Here is a 13,897-nt window from a genome sequence, read left to right on the forward strand (position 1 = left end):
CGGGCGGGCCTGACATGGACGCCGAGACGCCGCTGTTCCCGCTGCGTTCGGTGCTGTTCCCCGACGGCCATCTGCCGCTGCGCATCTTCGAGCCGCGCTATCTGGACATGGTGCAGCGCTGCCACGCCCGCGGCGAGCCTTTCGGTGTCGTCGCGCTGACGGCCGGCGACGAGGTGCGGCGGCGTCAGGGCGAGGGCTTCCAGGCCGAAGCCTTCCACGACATCGGCACGCTGGCGCGCATCGAGCAGTTCGAACGCACCCAGCCCGGACTCATCGAGATCCGCGCGCGGGGCGCGCAGCGCGTGCGGCTGCTGCAGAGCCGTTGCCTGAGCCACGGCCTGTGGGTCGGCCGGCTGGAGCTGCTGGCGGACGACGCGGTCGTGGCCGTGCCCGAGGATTTGCGCCCAGCCGCGCTGCAGCTGCAGGACCTGATGGCAGGGTGGGCGCAGCGCGCCGCCGCCGCCGAGCTGCCGGTGCAGCCGCCCTACCGATGGGACGATGCCGGCTGGCTGGCCAACCGCTGGGCCGAGCTGCTGCCCATGCCGCTGGCGGCGCGCCAGCGCCTGATGGCGATGGACAACCCGCTGCTGCGGCTGGAGCTGGTCGTCGACCGGCTGGATGCGATCAGGCGTTCAGCCAGTCCGTGAGCGTCGCCAGCACTGCGGCCTTCTCGGGTTCGTTGAAGATCTCGTGAGCCAGGCCCGGCCAGGGCCGGGTGGCAACGATGTTGGCGGGCGCGACGGCGGCGAAGGCCTCGCTGCCGCGAGGCGCCACGCAGCGGTCGGCGCCGGCCCACATCAGCAGTGTCGGCAGCGTCCAGCGCGGCGCGTCGGCGATGGCGCGGACACCGGCATCGACGATGAAGCGGGTCAGCCGGGCGGTGATGCGGTCATGCACCAGCGGGTCCGCGGCGTAGGCCTGCACGACGGCCGGGTCGCGGCTGATCCATTCGGGCTTCAGGCCATTGCTGACGGCCAGGCCAGGCGCCAGCGCGCCGGCCAGCGCCAGTGCCAGCTTCTGGCCGGCGTTGAGGCCCGGATCGAGGGCGGGAGAGGACAGCACCAGGCCGTCCAGCGACCGGCTCCAGGCGGCGGGCCGGTCTGCCAACGCCTCGGCAGCGAAGCGCGCGGCTACCGCGCCGCCCATGCTGTGGCCGAGCAGTACCAGACGGTGGCCGGGCCGGCGTACGGCGTCGATGACCCGCGCCGTGTCGCGCAGCAGGGCGTCGGCGTCGGGAATGTCGCCGCGCCTGCCCTCGCTGCGGCCATGGCCGCGGTGGTCCCAGCCGTGCACGTCCCAGCCGGCGGCGTTCAGCGCCGCGGCGACGTAGCCATATCGCTCGATGTGCTCGCCCAGGCCGTGCACGATGAGCAACTGGCCGCGCGCGGTCGCCGGTGCGGGCCAGTGGCGGAGGTGGAGCTTCAGGCCGTCATCGGTGGTGGTGGTCATCGGGCGTGGGCGGGGGCGGGGAATCGGACTGCCAGTGTGCCTGCTCCGGCGTTGCGCGCCGCGAACCCAGCACGCGCGCATAGGCCCAGGTGAACTCGGCCCCGATCAGCAGGATCTGCGCGGAGAAGTAGACCCACACCAGCAGTGCCACGACCGACGCGGCCGCACCGAAGCCCGAGGCCACGCCGCTGCGCTGCAGATAGGTGCCGATGCCATAGCGGCCCAGCGCGAACAGCCCGGCCGTGACGAGGGCGCCCAGCAGCACGTCGCGCCAGGCGACGCGCACGCGCGGCATCCACTTGAAGATGAGCGCAAAGACGGCGACGACCAGGCCCTGGCCGATGACGACGTTGGCGACACCGGCGATGCGCAGCCAGTCACCGAACCAGGGCTGCCAGAAGGCCTGGGCGGCCGACAAGACGGCGTCCAGCAGCAGTGACACCAGGAGCAGGAAGCTCAGGCCCAGGATGAGACCGAAGCTCAGCAGCCGCGCGCGCAGCCAGTTCAGCCAGCCGCGCAGCGGGCGGGCCGGCGCGCGCCAGATGGTGTCGAGGGCGTCCTGCAGTTCGGCGAACAAGGTGGTCGCGCCGACCAGCATCAGCGCCAGCCCCAGCGCGGTGTTGAACCAGCCGCCGGCCGGCCAGGAGACCGACCGCAGCAGCGTCTCGACGGTGCGGGCCGCGGTGGCGCCCAACAGGCCCGCGAGCTGGTCGAACAGCTCGCCGCGTACCGCCTCGCCGCCCCAGACCAGGCCGGCCACGGAGACGACGATGAGCAGCAGCGGCGCCAGCGAGAACAGCGTGTAGTAGGCCAGAGCCGCGCCCATGCGCGGGCCGCGGTCGGCCAGGAAGCCATCGAAGGTCAGCTGCAGCACGCGTCCGAGCGGGCGCATCGGTTCGATCCAGCGCATGCCGCGAGTCTGGCCGCCATCGGGCAGCCGGCCTGTAGGACGACGGCTCAGAGCACCGCGCGCAGCCTTTCGTAGCCGCTGCGGCTCACCGGGATGCGCTTGCCGTTGCGCATGCGGGCGACATGTGCGTCGCTGTCGCTCCTCTCCAGGCCCTGCAGCGCGGCCAGGTTGATGATGAACGAGCGGTGCACGCGCACGAAGTGCGCGGGATCCAGCTGGGTTTCCAGCTCCGAGATACGCTGGCTCTTCAGGTGATCGCGGCCGTGGGCGTGGAAGGCGACCTGGTCGGCCTGGGCCTCGATGTAGGCGATGTCCTCCACCGGCAGCACCTGCATGCCATCGCCGTCGCGCACCAGCACGCGCGCCAGGCGCGGTCCCGCGGGCGCCACCAGCCGCTCCAGCCCCGGTGCGGCCTGGCCCAGCAGGCGCCGCGCGCGTTCCAGCGCGGCGTCGAAGCGGACCTGCGAGAAGGGCTTGAGCAGGTAGTCCACCGCGTGCAGCTCGAAGGCGCGCATCGCGTGCTGGTCGTAGGCCGTGGTGAAGATGATGCCGTCGCGCCGTCCGGTCAGCTCCAGCACCTCCAGCCCCGTGAGCTTGGGCATCTGGATGTCGAGGAAGACCAGGTCCGGCTTGAGCTCGGTGATGGCGCGCGCGGCGTCCAGGCCGTTGTCGGCCTCGGCCACCAGGCTGATGTCGGCGTGCGGGCGCAGGTACTCGGCCAGCAGGCGCCGGGCCAGGGGTTCGTCTTCGGCGATGAGGGCACGCAGGGTCATGGCGTCGTCTCGAAGGGGATGGTGATCTCGACCGCGAAGCCCTCGGGCGTGCTGCCCCACTGCATGCGGGCCTGGTCGCGGTACTGCGCCGTCAGTCGTTCTCGGAGGTTGCGCAAGCCCAGGCCCAGACCGCTCTCCGTGGAGAGCGTCGAAGGCGCCGCGGGCACCGGGTTGCGCACGGCAAGGTGCAGCCAGCCGTCCTTGACCAGCACCTGCACGCCCAGCAGGCCGCCATCGTCGCGCGGGCGCAGGCCATGCTTGAGGGCGTTTTCCACCAGCGGTTGCAGCGTCAGGGGCGGCAGCAGTGCGTCCAGGCTTGCAGGCATGGCGTCGATGGCGGTGGCCAGCTTGTCGCCCAGGCGCTGCTTCTCGATGGCGAGGTAATGCGCCACCAGGCCCAGCTCGTCTTCCAGCCGGATGCGGTCGCGGCCTGCGAGGTCCAGCGTTCGACGGAAGAACTGTGCGAGGTCGATGGCCATGGCGCGGGCCGCGGCCGGGTCCAGGTGGGTGAGGGCGCTGATGGAGTTCAGGCTGTTGAACAGGAAATGCGGGTCGATCTGCAGGCGCAGCAGCTGCAGCTCCATGTCGCGCGCCAGCAGCCGGGCCTGGGCCTCGCGCTCGCTCGCGTCTTGGGCGCGCTGGAAAGCGATCAGCAGGTCGTGCGCCAACACGGCCAGTGCCAGCAGCGCCACCAGGCCGGCCGCGAGCAGGGCCAGGCCGCGATGGTTCAGGCCGACCCAGCCGCCCGGGTGACCGAACAGGCTGCCGGCCGCGTCCCAGCCGGCGGCCAGGGCGGTCATGATGGCGGCCAGCGTCAGCACCAGGCTGGCGCGGTAGCCGAGGGCGGACGTCCAGCTGACGGCGCCGAAGGGCCAGCCGCGGCAGGGATAGTAGGTGGCGAGCAGCACGAAGGCGAGCAAGCCGCACAGCGGCAACGTCCAGGGCAAGGCCCAGCCCAGCGGCGCAAGGCCCAGCGCCTGCAGCAAGCGGGCCAGCGCCAGGCCGGCCAGCAGCCAGGCCAGCAGCCAGGCGGCCAGCCCTCGCAGATGGGTCAGCAGAGGGTGCAAGGCGGCGTCAGTTCTTGATCTCGACGCCGCCGAACATCACCTCGCCGCGCACCACCAGGCGCGGGCCGGGGTTCATCGGCGGGACGGTCTTGTCCTCGACGCCGCCGAAGGTCGACGAGGCCTCGATCACGACCAGCCATTCGCGCGGCACGCGCAGCTCGATGCCGCTGAAATGGGCGGAGACCTCCAGGTGCGCTTCGGTGCCGTCGATGACCGCCTGCGTCAGGTCCAGCTCCACGCCGCCGAAGGTGCTGGCGATGCGGCCGCCCTTGAAGCTGCGGGAGTCGCAGCGCTGGTTGATGGCGCTGAAGCTGGCGTCGATGTCGACACGCTCGCCATGCTCGAGCGTCGAGGACTGGAAGCCGGCCTGGCGGCGCTGGCGCGGGAACAGGCCGCGTGCCAGGATGGACAGGCCGATGAGGATGATGAAGACGGGCCACCAGTCGCGCATGTTGAAGTTTGCGTAGCCCAGGTTGCGCGCCGTCAGCAGGCCGCCCAGCAGCATCAGGCCCACGCCCAGCAGCCAGCTGCCGGAGTGGCAGGGGCGGATCAGGCGCGCCAGGCCAAGCAGCACCAGGATCAGCGGCCAGAAAGTCCGCAGCAGCGGCATGCCGAAGACGTTCAGGTTGTCCAGCAGGGCCAGCAGGCCGATGCCGATGACACCCAGGCCGAAGACGACGCGACTGGCGGCGTGGTGGGGCGGGCGGGGGCGGTTGCGATGGATTCTCATGGCACGGTCCGGAGGGCGATGTCGCGAGTAGACACGGGCGCCGCGGGTGGCGTCGCCGCGCTCCGGCGAATCGCCGCCATTCGCCGACGAATCGACGGTCGGTGGTGCCGGTGGGCAATGCCCCGGGTGCCGCCGGGGGCATTGGCAGGGGGACTGGCGTCTCTGTGTTTCATGGAACTAATATAGTTTCATGAAAAGAGATGGAAGACTCTCCGGCGTACTGCACATGCTGCTCCACATGGCCGAGACGGGGGCTCCCACGACCTCGGAAACGCTGGCGCGGGCGATGAACACCAACCCCGTCGTCGTGCGGCGGCTGATGGCAGGCCTGCGGCGCGCGGGTTTCGTCGCGTCGGCCAAGGGGCATGGTGGCGGCTGGGTGCTGGGCTGTCCGCTGTCGGCGATGACGCTGGGCGATGTCCACGCGGCACTGGGTGCGCCGCCCTTCCTGGCGGTCGGGCTGCGCGACGAGCGCTCGGGCTGCCTCGTCGAGCAGGCTGTCAACAGCGCCCTCGGGGCCGCCTACGCGCAGGCCGAGGCCCTGCTCGTCGCGCGGCTGCACGGCGTGAGGCTGTCCGTGCTGGCCGAGGACTTCCACCTCCGCATGCAGGCCCGCGGCCTGTCAATCCAGGACTTGAACCATGATGCATGACGCCCTTGTCGTCGGCGGCAGTTTTGCCGGCCTTTCCGCTGCCCTGCAACTGGCCCGCGCCCGGCGGCGCATTGCCGTCGTCGACGCCGGCCAGCGGCGCAACCGCTTCGCCGAGGCCTCGCATGGCTTCCTCGGCCAGGACGGCCGAGCGCCCGGCGACATCCAGCGCGAGGCGAGGACACAGCTCGCGGCCTACCCGAGCGTGAGCTGGCACGACGGCCTTGCGGTCGCGGCGCGCCGGCAGGGCGAAGGCTTCGAGGTCGACGTCGGAGGTACCACGCTGCGGGCGCGGCGCCTGGTGCTGGCCACCGGCGTGGTCGACGAGCTGCCACCTGTCGAAGGCCTGGCGCAGCGCTGGGGACGCACCGTCTTTCACTGCCCCTACTGCCATGGCTACGAGCTGGACGGGGGGGCCGTCGGTGTGCTGGCGAGCAGCCCGCTGTCCATGCACCATGCGCTGATGCTGCCGGACTGGGGGCCGACGACCTTGCTGCTGAATGGCGCCTTCGAGCCCGATGCCGAACAGGCGCGGGCGCTGGCCGCGCGCGGCGTGCCGGTCGAGGCCGTGCCGGTCGCGCGCATCATTGATGCGATGACGGTGGTGCTGGCCGATGGCCGGCGCCTGGAGTTCGCCGGGCTGTTCACGGCGACACGCACGCGCATGGCTAGCCCGCTGGCCGAGCAGCTGGGCTGCGAGTTCGAGCAGGGCGCGGCCGGGCCTTATCTGCGTCGCACGATGATGGAAACCACGGTGCGTGGCGTGTTCGCCTGCGGGGACGCGGCGATGCCCTTCGCCAACGTGGCCATCGCCGTTGGCGACGGCGCAATGACCGGCGCGGCCACGCACCGATCGCTGATCCCGGGGCTCTAAATGAAAATCTATGGTCACCCCCGTTTTTGCAAGGGCTGAATGCAGGTTGAGGTGAAGATGGTTTGCGTAAATCTATCCGGCGTCTGGATAGGGATCGTTGATCCCTGCGCCACGATGAGAGTCGCACCTGGCAGTCCTTAAAAAAGCCTCGGCGTTGGTCGCCGTTTTTACGATCTGGATGCCTGCCAGGCCGAATGGGCCGTTCACGTCATCACTGCTACAGCGGTCGCAAAACCTGTTGGGTGCCCCGGTTGGGGTTGAAGAGCAGAAGGGAGCTGGAGTTCAGGCGGCTGCCGGTTCTGGTCGCAACTTGCCCGGCTCATAGACCGAGTGCCCGCGCGCCAGCGCCCAGGCCATGCGCGCGAGCTTGTTAGCCAGCGCGCAGGCAACGACGTTGGAGTGACGGCGCGTGAGCAGCGCGTGCACCCAGTCGGCCAGCGGGCTCGGGTGTTTATGCATGCACAGCATGAAGACCCGGGCGCACTGCACGAGCAGCCGTCGCATGTTCTTGTCGCCGCGTTTGCTGATGCCCAGCAGCGTGGCCTTGCCGCCGGTGCTGTACTGGCGCGGCACCAGCCCGAGCGAGGCCGCGAAGTCGCGACTGCTGGCGAACTGATGCCCGTCGCCCATCTTGGCGGCCAGCACGCTGGCGGTGATGGGCCCCACGCCCGGCAGCGTCATGAGCCGCTGGCCCAGGTCGTCCTCGTGAACTTGCTGGCTCAGTTGCTTCTCGACTTCGGCGATCCGCCCGTCGAGGTACTTGAAGTGCTCGTGAAGACGCTCCAACACTGACACGAACTGTGGCGGGAGATCCTCATGCTCGGCCAACAGCGCCGGCAGCCGCTTGATAACGGCGAAGCCGACAGGCAGACCAATGCCGAACTCCAGCAGGAAGCCGTGCATCTGGTTGGCGGTCTTGGTGCGATCGTGAACCAGTGACTCACGCACACGGTGCAGCATGGACAGCGTCTGCTGTGCCTCGGTCTTGGGGACGACAAAGCGCATGGTGGGCCGCGAGGCGGCCTCGCAGATCGCCTCGGCGTCGATGAAGTCGTTCTTGTTGCCCTTCACGAACGGACGCACGTACTGGGGCGAGATCAGCTTGACCTCGTGACCCATCGCGATGAACTTGCGCGCCAGGTAGTGCGCGCCGGCGCAGGCCTCCATCACGGCCGTGCAGGGATGGAACTTGGCGAAGAACTCGACCAACTGCTTGCGGTTGAGCTTCCTGCGGAACACGGCCAGGCCCTTGCGGTCCTGGCCGTGCAGGTGAAACGAATGCTTGCCCAGGTCGATGCCGACCAGCGTCACAGAGTCCATGATGACCTCCGCCACATAGAAGAACACCCCGGCAACTTATGTCACCGGGGTGTTCGGGGCAAACACGGAGATGGGGGTGACCATCTCATTAAAGCCCGGTGCGTGTGCACCGGGCTTCTTGAGAGGCTAGGCCGATCAGGCAGCGCGCTTGCGGCTGGCCGTCTGCGTGGCCTTGACGGCTTGCGAGGTGGCGGCCTGGAAGTTGGACTCGGCCACTTCGACGGCCTGCTTGGCGGCCTTCTGGACCGACTCGAAGGCGTTGTTGGCAGCAGCGACTGCCGACTTCACCAGGGCAACGGCGTTCTCGGTGCCGGCCGGGGCGTTCTTGGCGGCGTTGTCGACGACAGCGGTGAACTTCTTCTGTGCGTCGGCGAACTGGGCTTCAGCAGCCTTGGCGACTTCGGCGCCGGTGGCGGAGGCGATGTCGTAGACGTGGCGGCTGTAGGACGCGGCCTTCTCGGCGGTCGGCTGCAGCAGGGCGGCCTGCAGGGACAGCAGCTCTTGCGCGTCCTTGACGGACAGGGCAGCGGCAGTGGTGTCGGCGGCTTCGCTCAGCGCGGTCTTGGCGACCTGCAGGTTCAGCTCGACGAGCTTCTCGACGCCTTCGAACGCCTTGTTCGTCAGGCCGAAGAGGGTTTCGACATTGGCCTTGTGGGCGGCGAGGACTTGTTCAGCGGTCAGCATGGTGTACTCCTGTGGAGGGGGTTGAACCGTTTGCCGTGCTTCTTTTGCTGCACTGCAACATGACTCGAATGATAGGGGCCTGGCGCCAGATTGCAAGCACTTTTTTGTGCGGTGCAGCAAATTGGGGGTGCCAAAGTGTGTCAAAGCCGTCACGGCTATCGTGGCGGCCCCATGCTGGCCTTCCATTCCGACGCTCACAGCCTGGCGCTGCCGCCGGGCCACCGTTTCCCGCAGTCCAAATACCGGCTGCTGCGCGAGCATTTCGAGCGCGAGCCGGGGCGGCTGCGCATGCAGCCGGCACCGGCGGCGACCGTGGACGAGCTGGCGCTGGTGCACACGCCGGGCTATATCGACGCGGTGCTCAATGGCAGCCTGAGCACGGCCCAGCAGCGGGAGATCGGATTTCCGTGGAGCCCGTCGATGGCGGAGCGGTCGCGCCGCTCGGTCGGCGCCAGCATCGCCGCGGCGAGGGCGGCGCTGGCCGAGGGCGTGGCGGCCAACATGGCTGGCGGCACCCACCATGCCTATGCCGACAAGGGCTCGGGCTACTGCGTCTTCAACGACGTGGCCGTGGCTGCGCGGCTGATGCAGTCCGAGCGGGCCGCCAGCCATCGTGGCGCGCTGAGCATCCTCGTCATCGACCTGGATGTGCACCAGGGCAACGGCACGGCCGCCATCTTCCGTGGCGACGACACGGTGTTCACCTTCTCCATGCATGGGGCGCGCAACTTCCCCTTTCGCAAGGAGGCCAGCGACCTGGATGTGGAACTGCCGGACGGCTGCGGCGACATCGCCTACCTGGCGGCGCTGGACGAGGCGCTGGCCGAGGTCTGGCGGCGCTGCGAGCCGGGGCTGGCCTTCTACCTGGCCGGTGCCGATCCGCACGAGGGCGACCGTCTGGGGCGGCTGAAGCTGAGCTACACCGGCCTGGCCGAGCGTGACCGCCGCGTGCTCGGCGCGCTGCGAGAGCGTGGTGTTCCGGTGGCCCTGAGCATGGCCGGAGGCTACGGGCACGACCTGGCCACGACGGTGGCCGTGCAGGTCGCGACGCTCACGCTGGCGGCCGAGTCCTGGGCAGGCTGGGCAGACGGGCCGCCATGAAAGAATCCCCCGCATGACGACGATCCGCCCCCAGCCCGACGGCCGCGAGGCCTATGCCCGCTTCGTGCCCCTGACCACCCGCTGGATGGACAACGACGTCTATGGCCACCTCAACAACGTCGTCTACTACAGCCTGTTCGACACGGCGGTGAACAGCCTGCTGATCGAGGCCGGCGCGCTTGACATCCATGGCGGCGAGGTCATCGGGCTGGTCGTCGAGACGCATTGCAACTTCTTCGAGTCGCTGGCCTTCCCGCAGCGCATCGAGGCCGGCGTGCGGGTGGCCAACCAGGGCCGCTCCAGCGTGCGCTACGAGATCGGCCTGTTCGCCGAGGGCGCGCCGCTGTGTGCCGCGCGCGGGCACTTCGTGCACGTTTATGTCGGCCGCGACAGCCGCCGCCCCGTGGCCGAACTGCCGGCTGCCTATCTGCAAATCCTGAAGACCCTGACGCCATGAGCCGCTTCGACATCCCCACGCCCGAGCAGACCGCCGCGGTGGACGCCGCCATCAAGACGCGCCATTCGCTGCGCGCCTTCCTGCCCACGCCCGTGCCGCGCCAGACGGTGGAGGACATCCTCGAGGTCGCCTCCTGGGCACCCTCGGGCACGAACACCCAGCCCTGGCAGGTGCATGTGCTGACCGGCGCGGCGCTCCAGCGCGTCGCCGGCCGCATCCAGGCGGCCTACCTCGACCCCGCGCAGAACGCCGAGCACCGGGAGGAGTACGCCTACTACCCGAACGAGTGGCGCAGCCCCTACATCGACCGTCGCCGCAAGGTGGGCTGGGATCTGTACGGGCTGCTGGGCATCGCCAAGACCGACAAGGCGCGCATGCAGCACCAGCATGGCCGCAACTTCATCTTTTTCGACGCTCCGGTCGGGCTGCTCTTCACGATCGACCGCGTCATGCAGCAGGGCTCCTGGCTGGACTACGGCATGTTCCTGCAGAACATCATGGTCGCCGCCCGCGCGCGCGGCCTGCACACCTGCCCGCAGGCGGCGTTCACGCAGTTCCATCGCATCGTCGCCGAGGAGCTGCAGCTGGGCGAGCAGCAGATGCTGGTCTGTGGCATGTCCATGGGCTTCGCCGATCCGGATGCCGTCGAGAACGGCCTCGTCACCGAGCGGGCGCCGGTGGCCGAGTTCGCACGCTTCCTCCAGGACTGATGGCTTTCTCCGGTTCCGAACTCGGCCTGGCCTGGGCCGCCCCTTTCGCAGGTCTGCTGCTGTCCATCGCCGTGCTGCCGCTGGCCGCGCCGGCGCTCTGGCACCACCACTTCGGCAAGATCGCGGCGGCCTGGACGCTGGCGCTGCTGCTGCCCTTCGGCCTGAGCTTCGGCGCGGCGGCGACGGGCGGCGTGCTGATGCACACGCTGGTGGAGGAGTACCTGCCCTTCACCATCTTGCTGTGCGCGCTGTACACGACGGCGGGCGGCATCTATATCCGCGGCAACCTGCGCGGCAGCCCCCGGCTGAATGTCGGGCTGATGGCGCTGGGTGCCCTGCTCGCCAGCTTCATGGGCACCACGGGCGCGTGCATGCTGCTGATACGGCCGCTGATACGCGCCAACGACAACCGCCGCCACAACGCCCACGTCGTCATCTTCTTCATCTTCATCGTCGGCAACGTCGGCGGCTCGCTGACACCGCTGGGGGATCCGCCGCTGTTCCTCGGTTTCTTGCAGGGCGTGAGTTTCTTCTGGACGCTGGGCCATCTGCTGCCTGAGACGCTGTTCCTGCTGGCCGCGCTGCTGGCGGTGTTCTGGGCCATCGACGCCTGGCTGTTCCGCCACGAGGGCGTCACCCGGCCCGACCCCACGCCCGACACGGCGACGCTGGGCCTGGAGGGGGCCATCAACCTGGCTCCGCTGGCCGCGGCCGTGGGTCTCGTGCTCATGAGCGGCTACTGGAAGCCCGGCATCGTCTTCGACCTCTGGGGCACGCCGCTGCCGCTGCAGGCGCTGGTGCGCGACGCGGGCCTGGTCTTGGTGACGGCCGTGTCGCTGTGGATCACTCCGGCCGGCGTGCGCGAGAAGAACCGCTTCAGCTGGGCGCCCATGCAGGAGGTGGCCAAGCTCTTCATCGCCATCTTCCTGACCATGGTGCCCGTCATGGCCATGCTCAAGGCCGGCCCGGCCGGTGTCTTCGCGCCTGTGGCCAGCCGCCTCGATTCGCCCTGGGCCTATTTCTGGTTCACAGGCGGGCTGTCCTCGGTGCTGGACAACGCGCCGACCTATCTGGCCTTCTTCAACCTCGCCGGCGGCGACGCCCAGCGTCTGATGGGCGAGGGGGCCGCGGTCCTGGTCGCCATTTCCGGCGGCGCAGTCTTCATGGGCGCCATGACCTACATCGGGAATGCCCCCAATTTCATGGTCAAGGCCATCGCCGAGGAGCGGGGTGTCAAGATGCCGAGTTTTGGCGGCTATCTGCTGTGGTCCTGCGCGGTGCTTTTGCCGCTACTTTTCTTGATGGCCTGGATATGGATGCGATGAAGCCCAAGATTCTTGTCGCGCGGCGCGCGCCGGCCGAGGTGCTGGACAAGCTCGCCGCCCATTTCGACGTCGATGCCGTACAGGGTGAGGAGCCGCTGTCTCCCGAGGCCCTGCGCGAGCGCCTGGCGGGCAAGGCCGGCGCCTACATCACCGGCACCGAGCGCATCACGGCCGAGCTGCTCGACGCCTGCCCGGACCTGCGCGCCGTCTGCACCATGAGCGTGGGCTACAACCACATCGATGTGGCCGCCTGCACGGCGCGCGGCGTGCTTGTCACCAACACGCCCGACGTGCTGACCGAATCCACGGCCGACTTCGGCTTCGCGCTGCTGATGGCCACGGCCCGGCGCATGAGCGAGGGCGAGCGGCTGCTGCGCGAGGGCCGCTGGAAGAGCTGGGGCTGGGATTTCCTCGCCGGCTCCGAGGTGCATGGCAGCACGCTCGCCATCCTGGGCATGGGCCGCATCGGCCAGGCCATCGCGCGCCGCGGCCGCTTCGGCTTCGGCATGAACGTGATCTATCACAACCGCTCGCGCCTGGCCGCCGACGCAGAGGCCGAGCTGGGCGCACGCTATGTCGCCAAGGACGAGCTGCTGCGCCAGGCCGACCACCTGGTGCTGGTGCTGCCCTATTCAGCCGAGTCCCACCACTGCATCGCGGCAGCCGAGATCGCGCTGATGAAGCCCACGGCCACGCTGATCAACGTGGCCCGCGGCGGCATCGTCGACGAGGACGCGCTGGCAGCCGCGCTGCGCGAGCGTCGCATCGCCGCTGCCGGCCTGGATGTCTTCGAGGGCGAGCCGCGGGTGAATCCGGCGCTGCTAACCCTGCCCAACGTCGTGCTGACGCCGCACATCGCCAGCGCCACCCTGCCCACCCGCATCGCGATGGCCCAGCTGGCCGCCGACAATCTCGTCGCCGCGCTGACCTCGCGCCCGCCGCCCACGCCGCTGAACCCCCAAGTCCTGTCCGCATGAAACGCCGCCTGCTGTACCTGCTCCCGCTCTTGCCCGCCATCGCCTTCGGCCAGTCGCTGAAGACCCAGGCGCCACCGCCGCCCGCACCCGCCGCCGAGGACAAGACGCCACGCGATTCCAACAAGTTCGCAGCCCTGTCCCTGCTGGGCGACAGCGTGCAACTCATCAGCCTGACCCCGGCGCGCGGCGATACGGTGCAGTCCGGCGAATGGACGTCCACCCCGGCCGGCGGCCTGGACAACGCCGTGCTGCAGGCCCTCAACGAGGCCGTCAAGGCGGGAGGCAAGGACCGCGAGGCCAAGCTCTACACGTCCACGACGCGCAGCCTGTTCGGTGACCCGGCCAACCTCTTCGTCGACGGCAAGCTCAGCCTGCCCGGCAAGCTCGGCGAAGCGGTGCGCCAGAGCGGCGCGGCGCGGCTGCTGCTGGTCACGCGCAGCCGCCAGGAGCCGGCGCTGGCTGCGGCGCTGCCGGCGCGCATTCTGGCCACGCTGGAAGGCCCCGGCTTCGTGCTGGACCAGCGCCCCAGCGCGCAGATCGGTTTCGACGGCCAGCCGGGCCTGGCCGTGCTGGCGCCCTACGTCTCCATCCGCGTGGCGCTGGTGGACCTGAGCGATCTGAAGCTCAAGCGTGAGCAGTCCCTGGCCGTGGCTGGCCGCCTGCCGGTGGCCGCCGACGCCGCCAACCCCTGGGCCGCGACGACCGCCGAGCAGCGCGTGAAGGCGCTGGAGGCGCTCATCGAGGCCGAGCTGCCCAAGGCCGTTGCCGGCCTGGTGGCGCCATGAGCCCTGCACGGCCCCCGCAACGGGCTCGCTCCCGCCACGCAGGGCAGCGCGCCGCGCGAGGGGCGCACCAGTGAGCCTGCCGGAGT

General features: G+C 69.7%; 16 protein-coding genes. 9 read left to right on the forward strand and 7 right to left on the reverse strand.

The genetic code is table 11. The annotated features are described in order from the left end of the window. Positions 1-14 precede the first annotated feature (14 nt). Positions 15-647, forward strand: a complete 633-nt coding sequence (locus tag QM732_RS03925; RefSeq protein ID WP_415654885.1) for an LON peptidase substrate-binding domain-containing protein — start codon at positions 15-17, stop codon at positions 645-647. On the opposite strand, the gene QM732_RS03930 is transcribed toward QM732_RS03925, so the two are convergent. From QM732_RS03930 to QM732_RS03950, 5 genes are read right to left on the reverse strand one after another with little or no spacing between them, the layout of a single operon-like run. Further along, positions 625-1,449 (reverse strand): lysophospholipase, encoded by an 825-nt coding sequence (locus tag QM732_RS03930; RefSeq protein WP_415654886.1) that lies wholly within the window; start codon positions 1,447-1,449, stop codon positions 625-627. The genes QM732_RS03925 and QM732_RS03930 overlap by 23 nt on opposite strands. Continuing rightward, positions 1,430-2,359, reverse strand: a complete 930-nt coding sequence (locus QM732_RS03935; protein WP_415654887.1) for a YihY/virulence factor BrkB family protein — start codon at positions 2,357-2,359, stop codon at positions 1,430-1,432. The genes QM732_RS03930 and QM732_RS03935 overlap by 20 nt, the downstream gene beginning before the upstream one ends. Positions 2,360-2,406: 47 nt before the next feature. Continuing rightward, positions 2,407-3,132 carry a LytR/AlgR family response regulator transcription factor gene (locus QM732_RS03940; RefSeq protein WP_415654888.1) on the reverse strand — a complete coding sequence of 242 codons (726 nt, stop codon included), beginning with the start codon at positions 3,130-3,132 and terminating at the stop codon, positions 2,407-2,409. Beyond that, complete coding sequence (locus QM732_RS03945; protein WP_415654889.1) at positions 3,129-4,199, reverse strand: sensor histidine kinase; 1,071 nt, start codon at positions 4,197-4,199, stop codon at positions 3,129-3,131. Before QM732_RS03945 ends, QM732_RS03940 begins: the two co-directional genes overlap by 4 nt. A gap of 7 nt (positions 4,200-4,206) precedes the next feature. Then, a complete protein-coding gene (locus QM732_RS03950; RefSeq protein ID WP_415654890.1) occupies positions 4,207-4,929 on the reverse strand; it encodes a LiaI-LiaF-like domain-containing protein in 723 nt (240 codons plus the stop codon). 190 nt (positions 4,930-5,119) lie between these two features. Between QM732_RS03950 and QM732_RS03955 the strand changes: the two genes are divergently transcribed. Further along, positions 5,120-5,581 carry an Rrf2 family transcriptional regulator gene (locus tag QM732_RS03955; RefSeq protein WP_415654891.1) on the forward strand — a complete coding sequence of 154 codons (462 nt, stop codon included), beginning with the start codon at positions 5,120-5,122 and terminating at the stop codon, positions 5,579-5,581. Beyond that, positions 5,571-6,452, forward strand: a complete 882-nt coding sequence (locus QM732_RS03960) for an NAD(P)/FAD-dependent oxidoreductase (protein WP_415654892.1) — start codon at positions 5,571-5,573, stop codon at positions 6,450-6,452. The genes QM732_RS03955 and QM732_RS03960 overlap by 11 nt, the downstream gene beginning before the upstream one ends. A 282-nt stretch (positions 6,453-6,734) precedes the next feature. Here QM732_RS03960 and QM732_RS03965 read toward each other — a convergent pair whose 3' ends face one another. Together QM732_RS03965 and QM732_RS03970 are read right to left on the reverse strand one after the other, a co-directional pair. Next, positions 6,735-7,772: an IS110 family transposase gene (locus tag QM732_RS03965; RefSeq protein WP_415654893.1), complete on the reverse strand. Its 1,038-nt coding sequence runs from the start codon at positions 7,770-7,772 to the stop codon at positions 6,735-6,737. A gap of 135 nt (positions 7,773-7,907) precedes the next feature. Continuing rightward, positions 7,908-8,456, reverse strand: coding sequence for a phasin family protein (locus tag QM732_RS03970; RefSeq protein WP_415654894.1), 549 nt, complete (start codon positions 8,454-8,456; stop codon positions 7,908-7,910). A 171-nt stretch (positions 8,457-8,627) separates the two neighbouring features. Between QM732_RS03970 and QM732_RS03975 the strand changes: the two genes are divergently transcribed. Genes QM732_RS03975 through QM732_RS04000 form a run of 6 tightly spaced genes read left to right on the forward strand, consistent with a single transcriptional unit; the run spans position 8,628 to position 13,811 of the window. Then, positions 8,628-9,557 (forward strand): histone deacetylase, encoded by a 930-nt coding sequence (locus QM732_RS03975; protein ID WP_415654895.1) that lies wholly within the window; start codon positions 8,628-8,630, stop codon positions 9,555-9,557. 13 nt (positions 9,558-9,570) lie between these two features. Then, entirely contained in the window at positions 9,571-10,014 is a 444-nt protein-coding gene (locus tag QM732_RS03980) for an acyl-CoA thioesterase (RefSeq protein WP_415654896.1), read from the forward strand. Further along, on the forward strand, positions 10,011-10,724 hold the full coding sequence (locus QM732_RS03985; RefSeq protein WP_415654897.1) for a nitroreductase: 714 nt from the start codon (positions 10,011-10,013) through the stop codon (positions 10,722-10,724). The genes QM732_RS03980 and QM732_RS03985 overlap by 4 nt, the downstream gene beginning before the upstream one ends. Then, positions 10,724-12,049: a sodium:proton antiporter gene (locus QM732_RS03990; RefSeq protein WP_415654898.1), complete on the forward strand. Its 1,326-nt coding sequence runs from the start codon at positions 10,724-10,726 to the stop codon at positions 12,047-12,049. The genes QM732_RS03985 and QM732_RS03990 overlap by 1 nt, the downstream gene beginning before the upstream one ends. Then, the gene (locus QM732_RS03995) at positions 12,046-13,026 is read left to right on the forward strand and encodes a 2-hydroxyacid dehydrogenase (protein WP_415654899.1); all 981 of its coding nucleotides are present in this window, start codon (positions 12,046-12,048) and stop codon (positions 13,024-13,026) included. The genes QM732_RS03990 and QM732_RS03995 overlap by 4 nt, the downstream gene beginning before the upstream one ends. Beyond that, positions 13,023-13,811: a hypothetical protein gene (locus tag QM732_RS04000; protein WP_415654900.1), complete on the forward strand. Its 789-nt coding sequence runs from the start codon at positions 13,023-13,025 to the stop codon at positions 13,809-13,811. The genes QM732_RS03995 and QM732_RS04000 overlap by 4 nt, the downstream gene beginning before the upstream one ends. The last annotated feature ends 86 nt before the right edge of the window (positions 13,812-13,897 follow it).

This window comes from Roseateles sp., from assembly GCF_047654805.1.
Taxonomy (GTDB): Bacteria; Pseudomonadota; Gammaproteobacteria; order Burkholderiales; family Burkholderiaceae_C; genus Pelomonas.

Coding starts and splice junctions, on each gene's coding strand:
- QM732_RS03940 (WP_415654888.1), bottom strand. CDS start 3,132: ATGACCCTGCGTGCCCTCATCGCCGAAGACGAACCCCTGGCCCGGCGC.
- QM732_RS03925 (WP_415654885.1), top strand. CDS start 15: ATGGACGCCGAGACGCCGCTGTTCCCGCTGCGTTCGGTGCTGTTCCCC.
- QM732_RS03990 (WP_415654898.1), top strand. CDS start 10,724: ATGGCTTTCTCCGGTTCCGAACTCGGCCTGGCCTGGGCCGCCCCTTTC.
- QM732_RS03950 (WP_415654890.1), bottom strand. CDS start 4,929: ATGAGAATCCATCGCAACCGCCCCCGCCCGCCCCACCACGCCGCCAGT.
- QM732_RS03960 (WP_415654892.1), top strand. CDS start 5,571: ATGATGCATGACGCCCTTGTCGTCGGCGGCAGTTTTGCCGGCCTTTCC.
- QM732_RS03955 (WP_415654891.1), top strand. CDS start 5,120: ATGAAAAGAGATGGAAGACTCTCCGGCGTACTGCACATGCTGCTCCAC.
- QM732_RS04000 (WP_415654900.1), top strand. CDS start 13,023: ATGAAACGCCGCCTGCTGTACCTGCTCCCGCTCTTGCCCGCCATCGCC.
- QM732_RS03980 (WP_415654896.1), top strand. CDS start 9,571: ATGACGACGATCCGCCCCCAGCCCGACGGCCGCGAGGCCTATGCCCGC.
- QM732_RS03965 (WP_415654893.1), bottom strand. CDS start 7,772: ATGGACTCTGTGACGCTGGTCGGCATCGACCTGGGCAAGCATTCGTTT.
- QM732_RS03935 (WP_415654887.1), bottom strand. CDS start 2,359: ATGCGCTGGATCGAACCGATGCGCCCGCTCGGACGCGTGCTGCAGCTG.
- QM732_RS03970 (WP_415654894.1), bottom strand. CDS start 8,456: ATGCTGACCGCTGAACAAGTCCTCGCCGCCCACAAGGCCAATGTCGAA.
- QM732_RS03995 (WP_415654899.1), top strand. CDS start 12,046: ATGAAGCCCAAGATTCTTGTCGCGCGGCGCGCGCCGGCCGAGGTGCTG.
- QM732_RS03985 (WP_415654897.1), top strand. CDS start 10,011: ATGAGCCGCTTCGACATCCCCACGCCCGAGCAGACCGCCGCGGTGGAC.
- QM732_RS03930 (WP_415654886.1), bottom strand. CDS start 1,449: ATGACCACCACCACCGATGACGGCCTGAAGCTCCACCTCCGCCACTGG.
- QM732_RS03975 (WP_415654895.1), top strand. CDS start 8,628: ATGCTGGCCTTCCATTCCGACGCTCACAGCCTGGCGCTGCCGCCGGGC.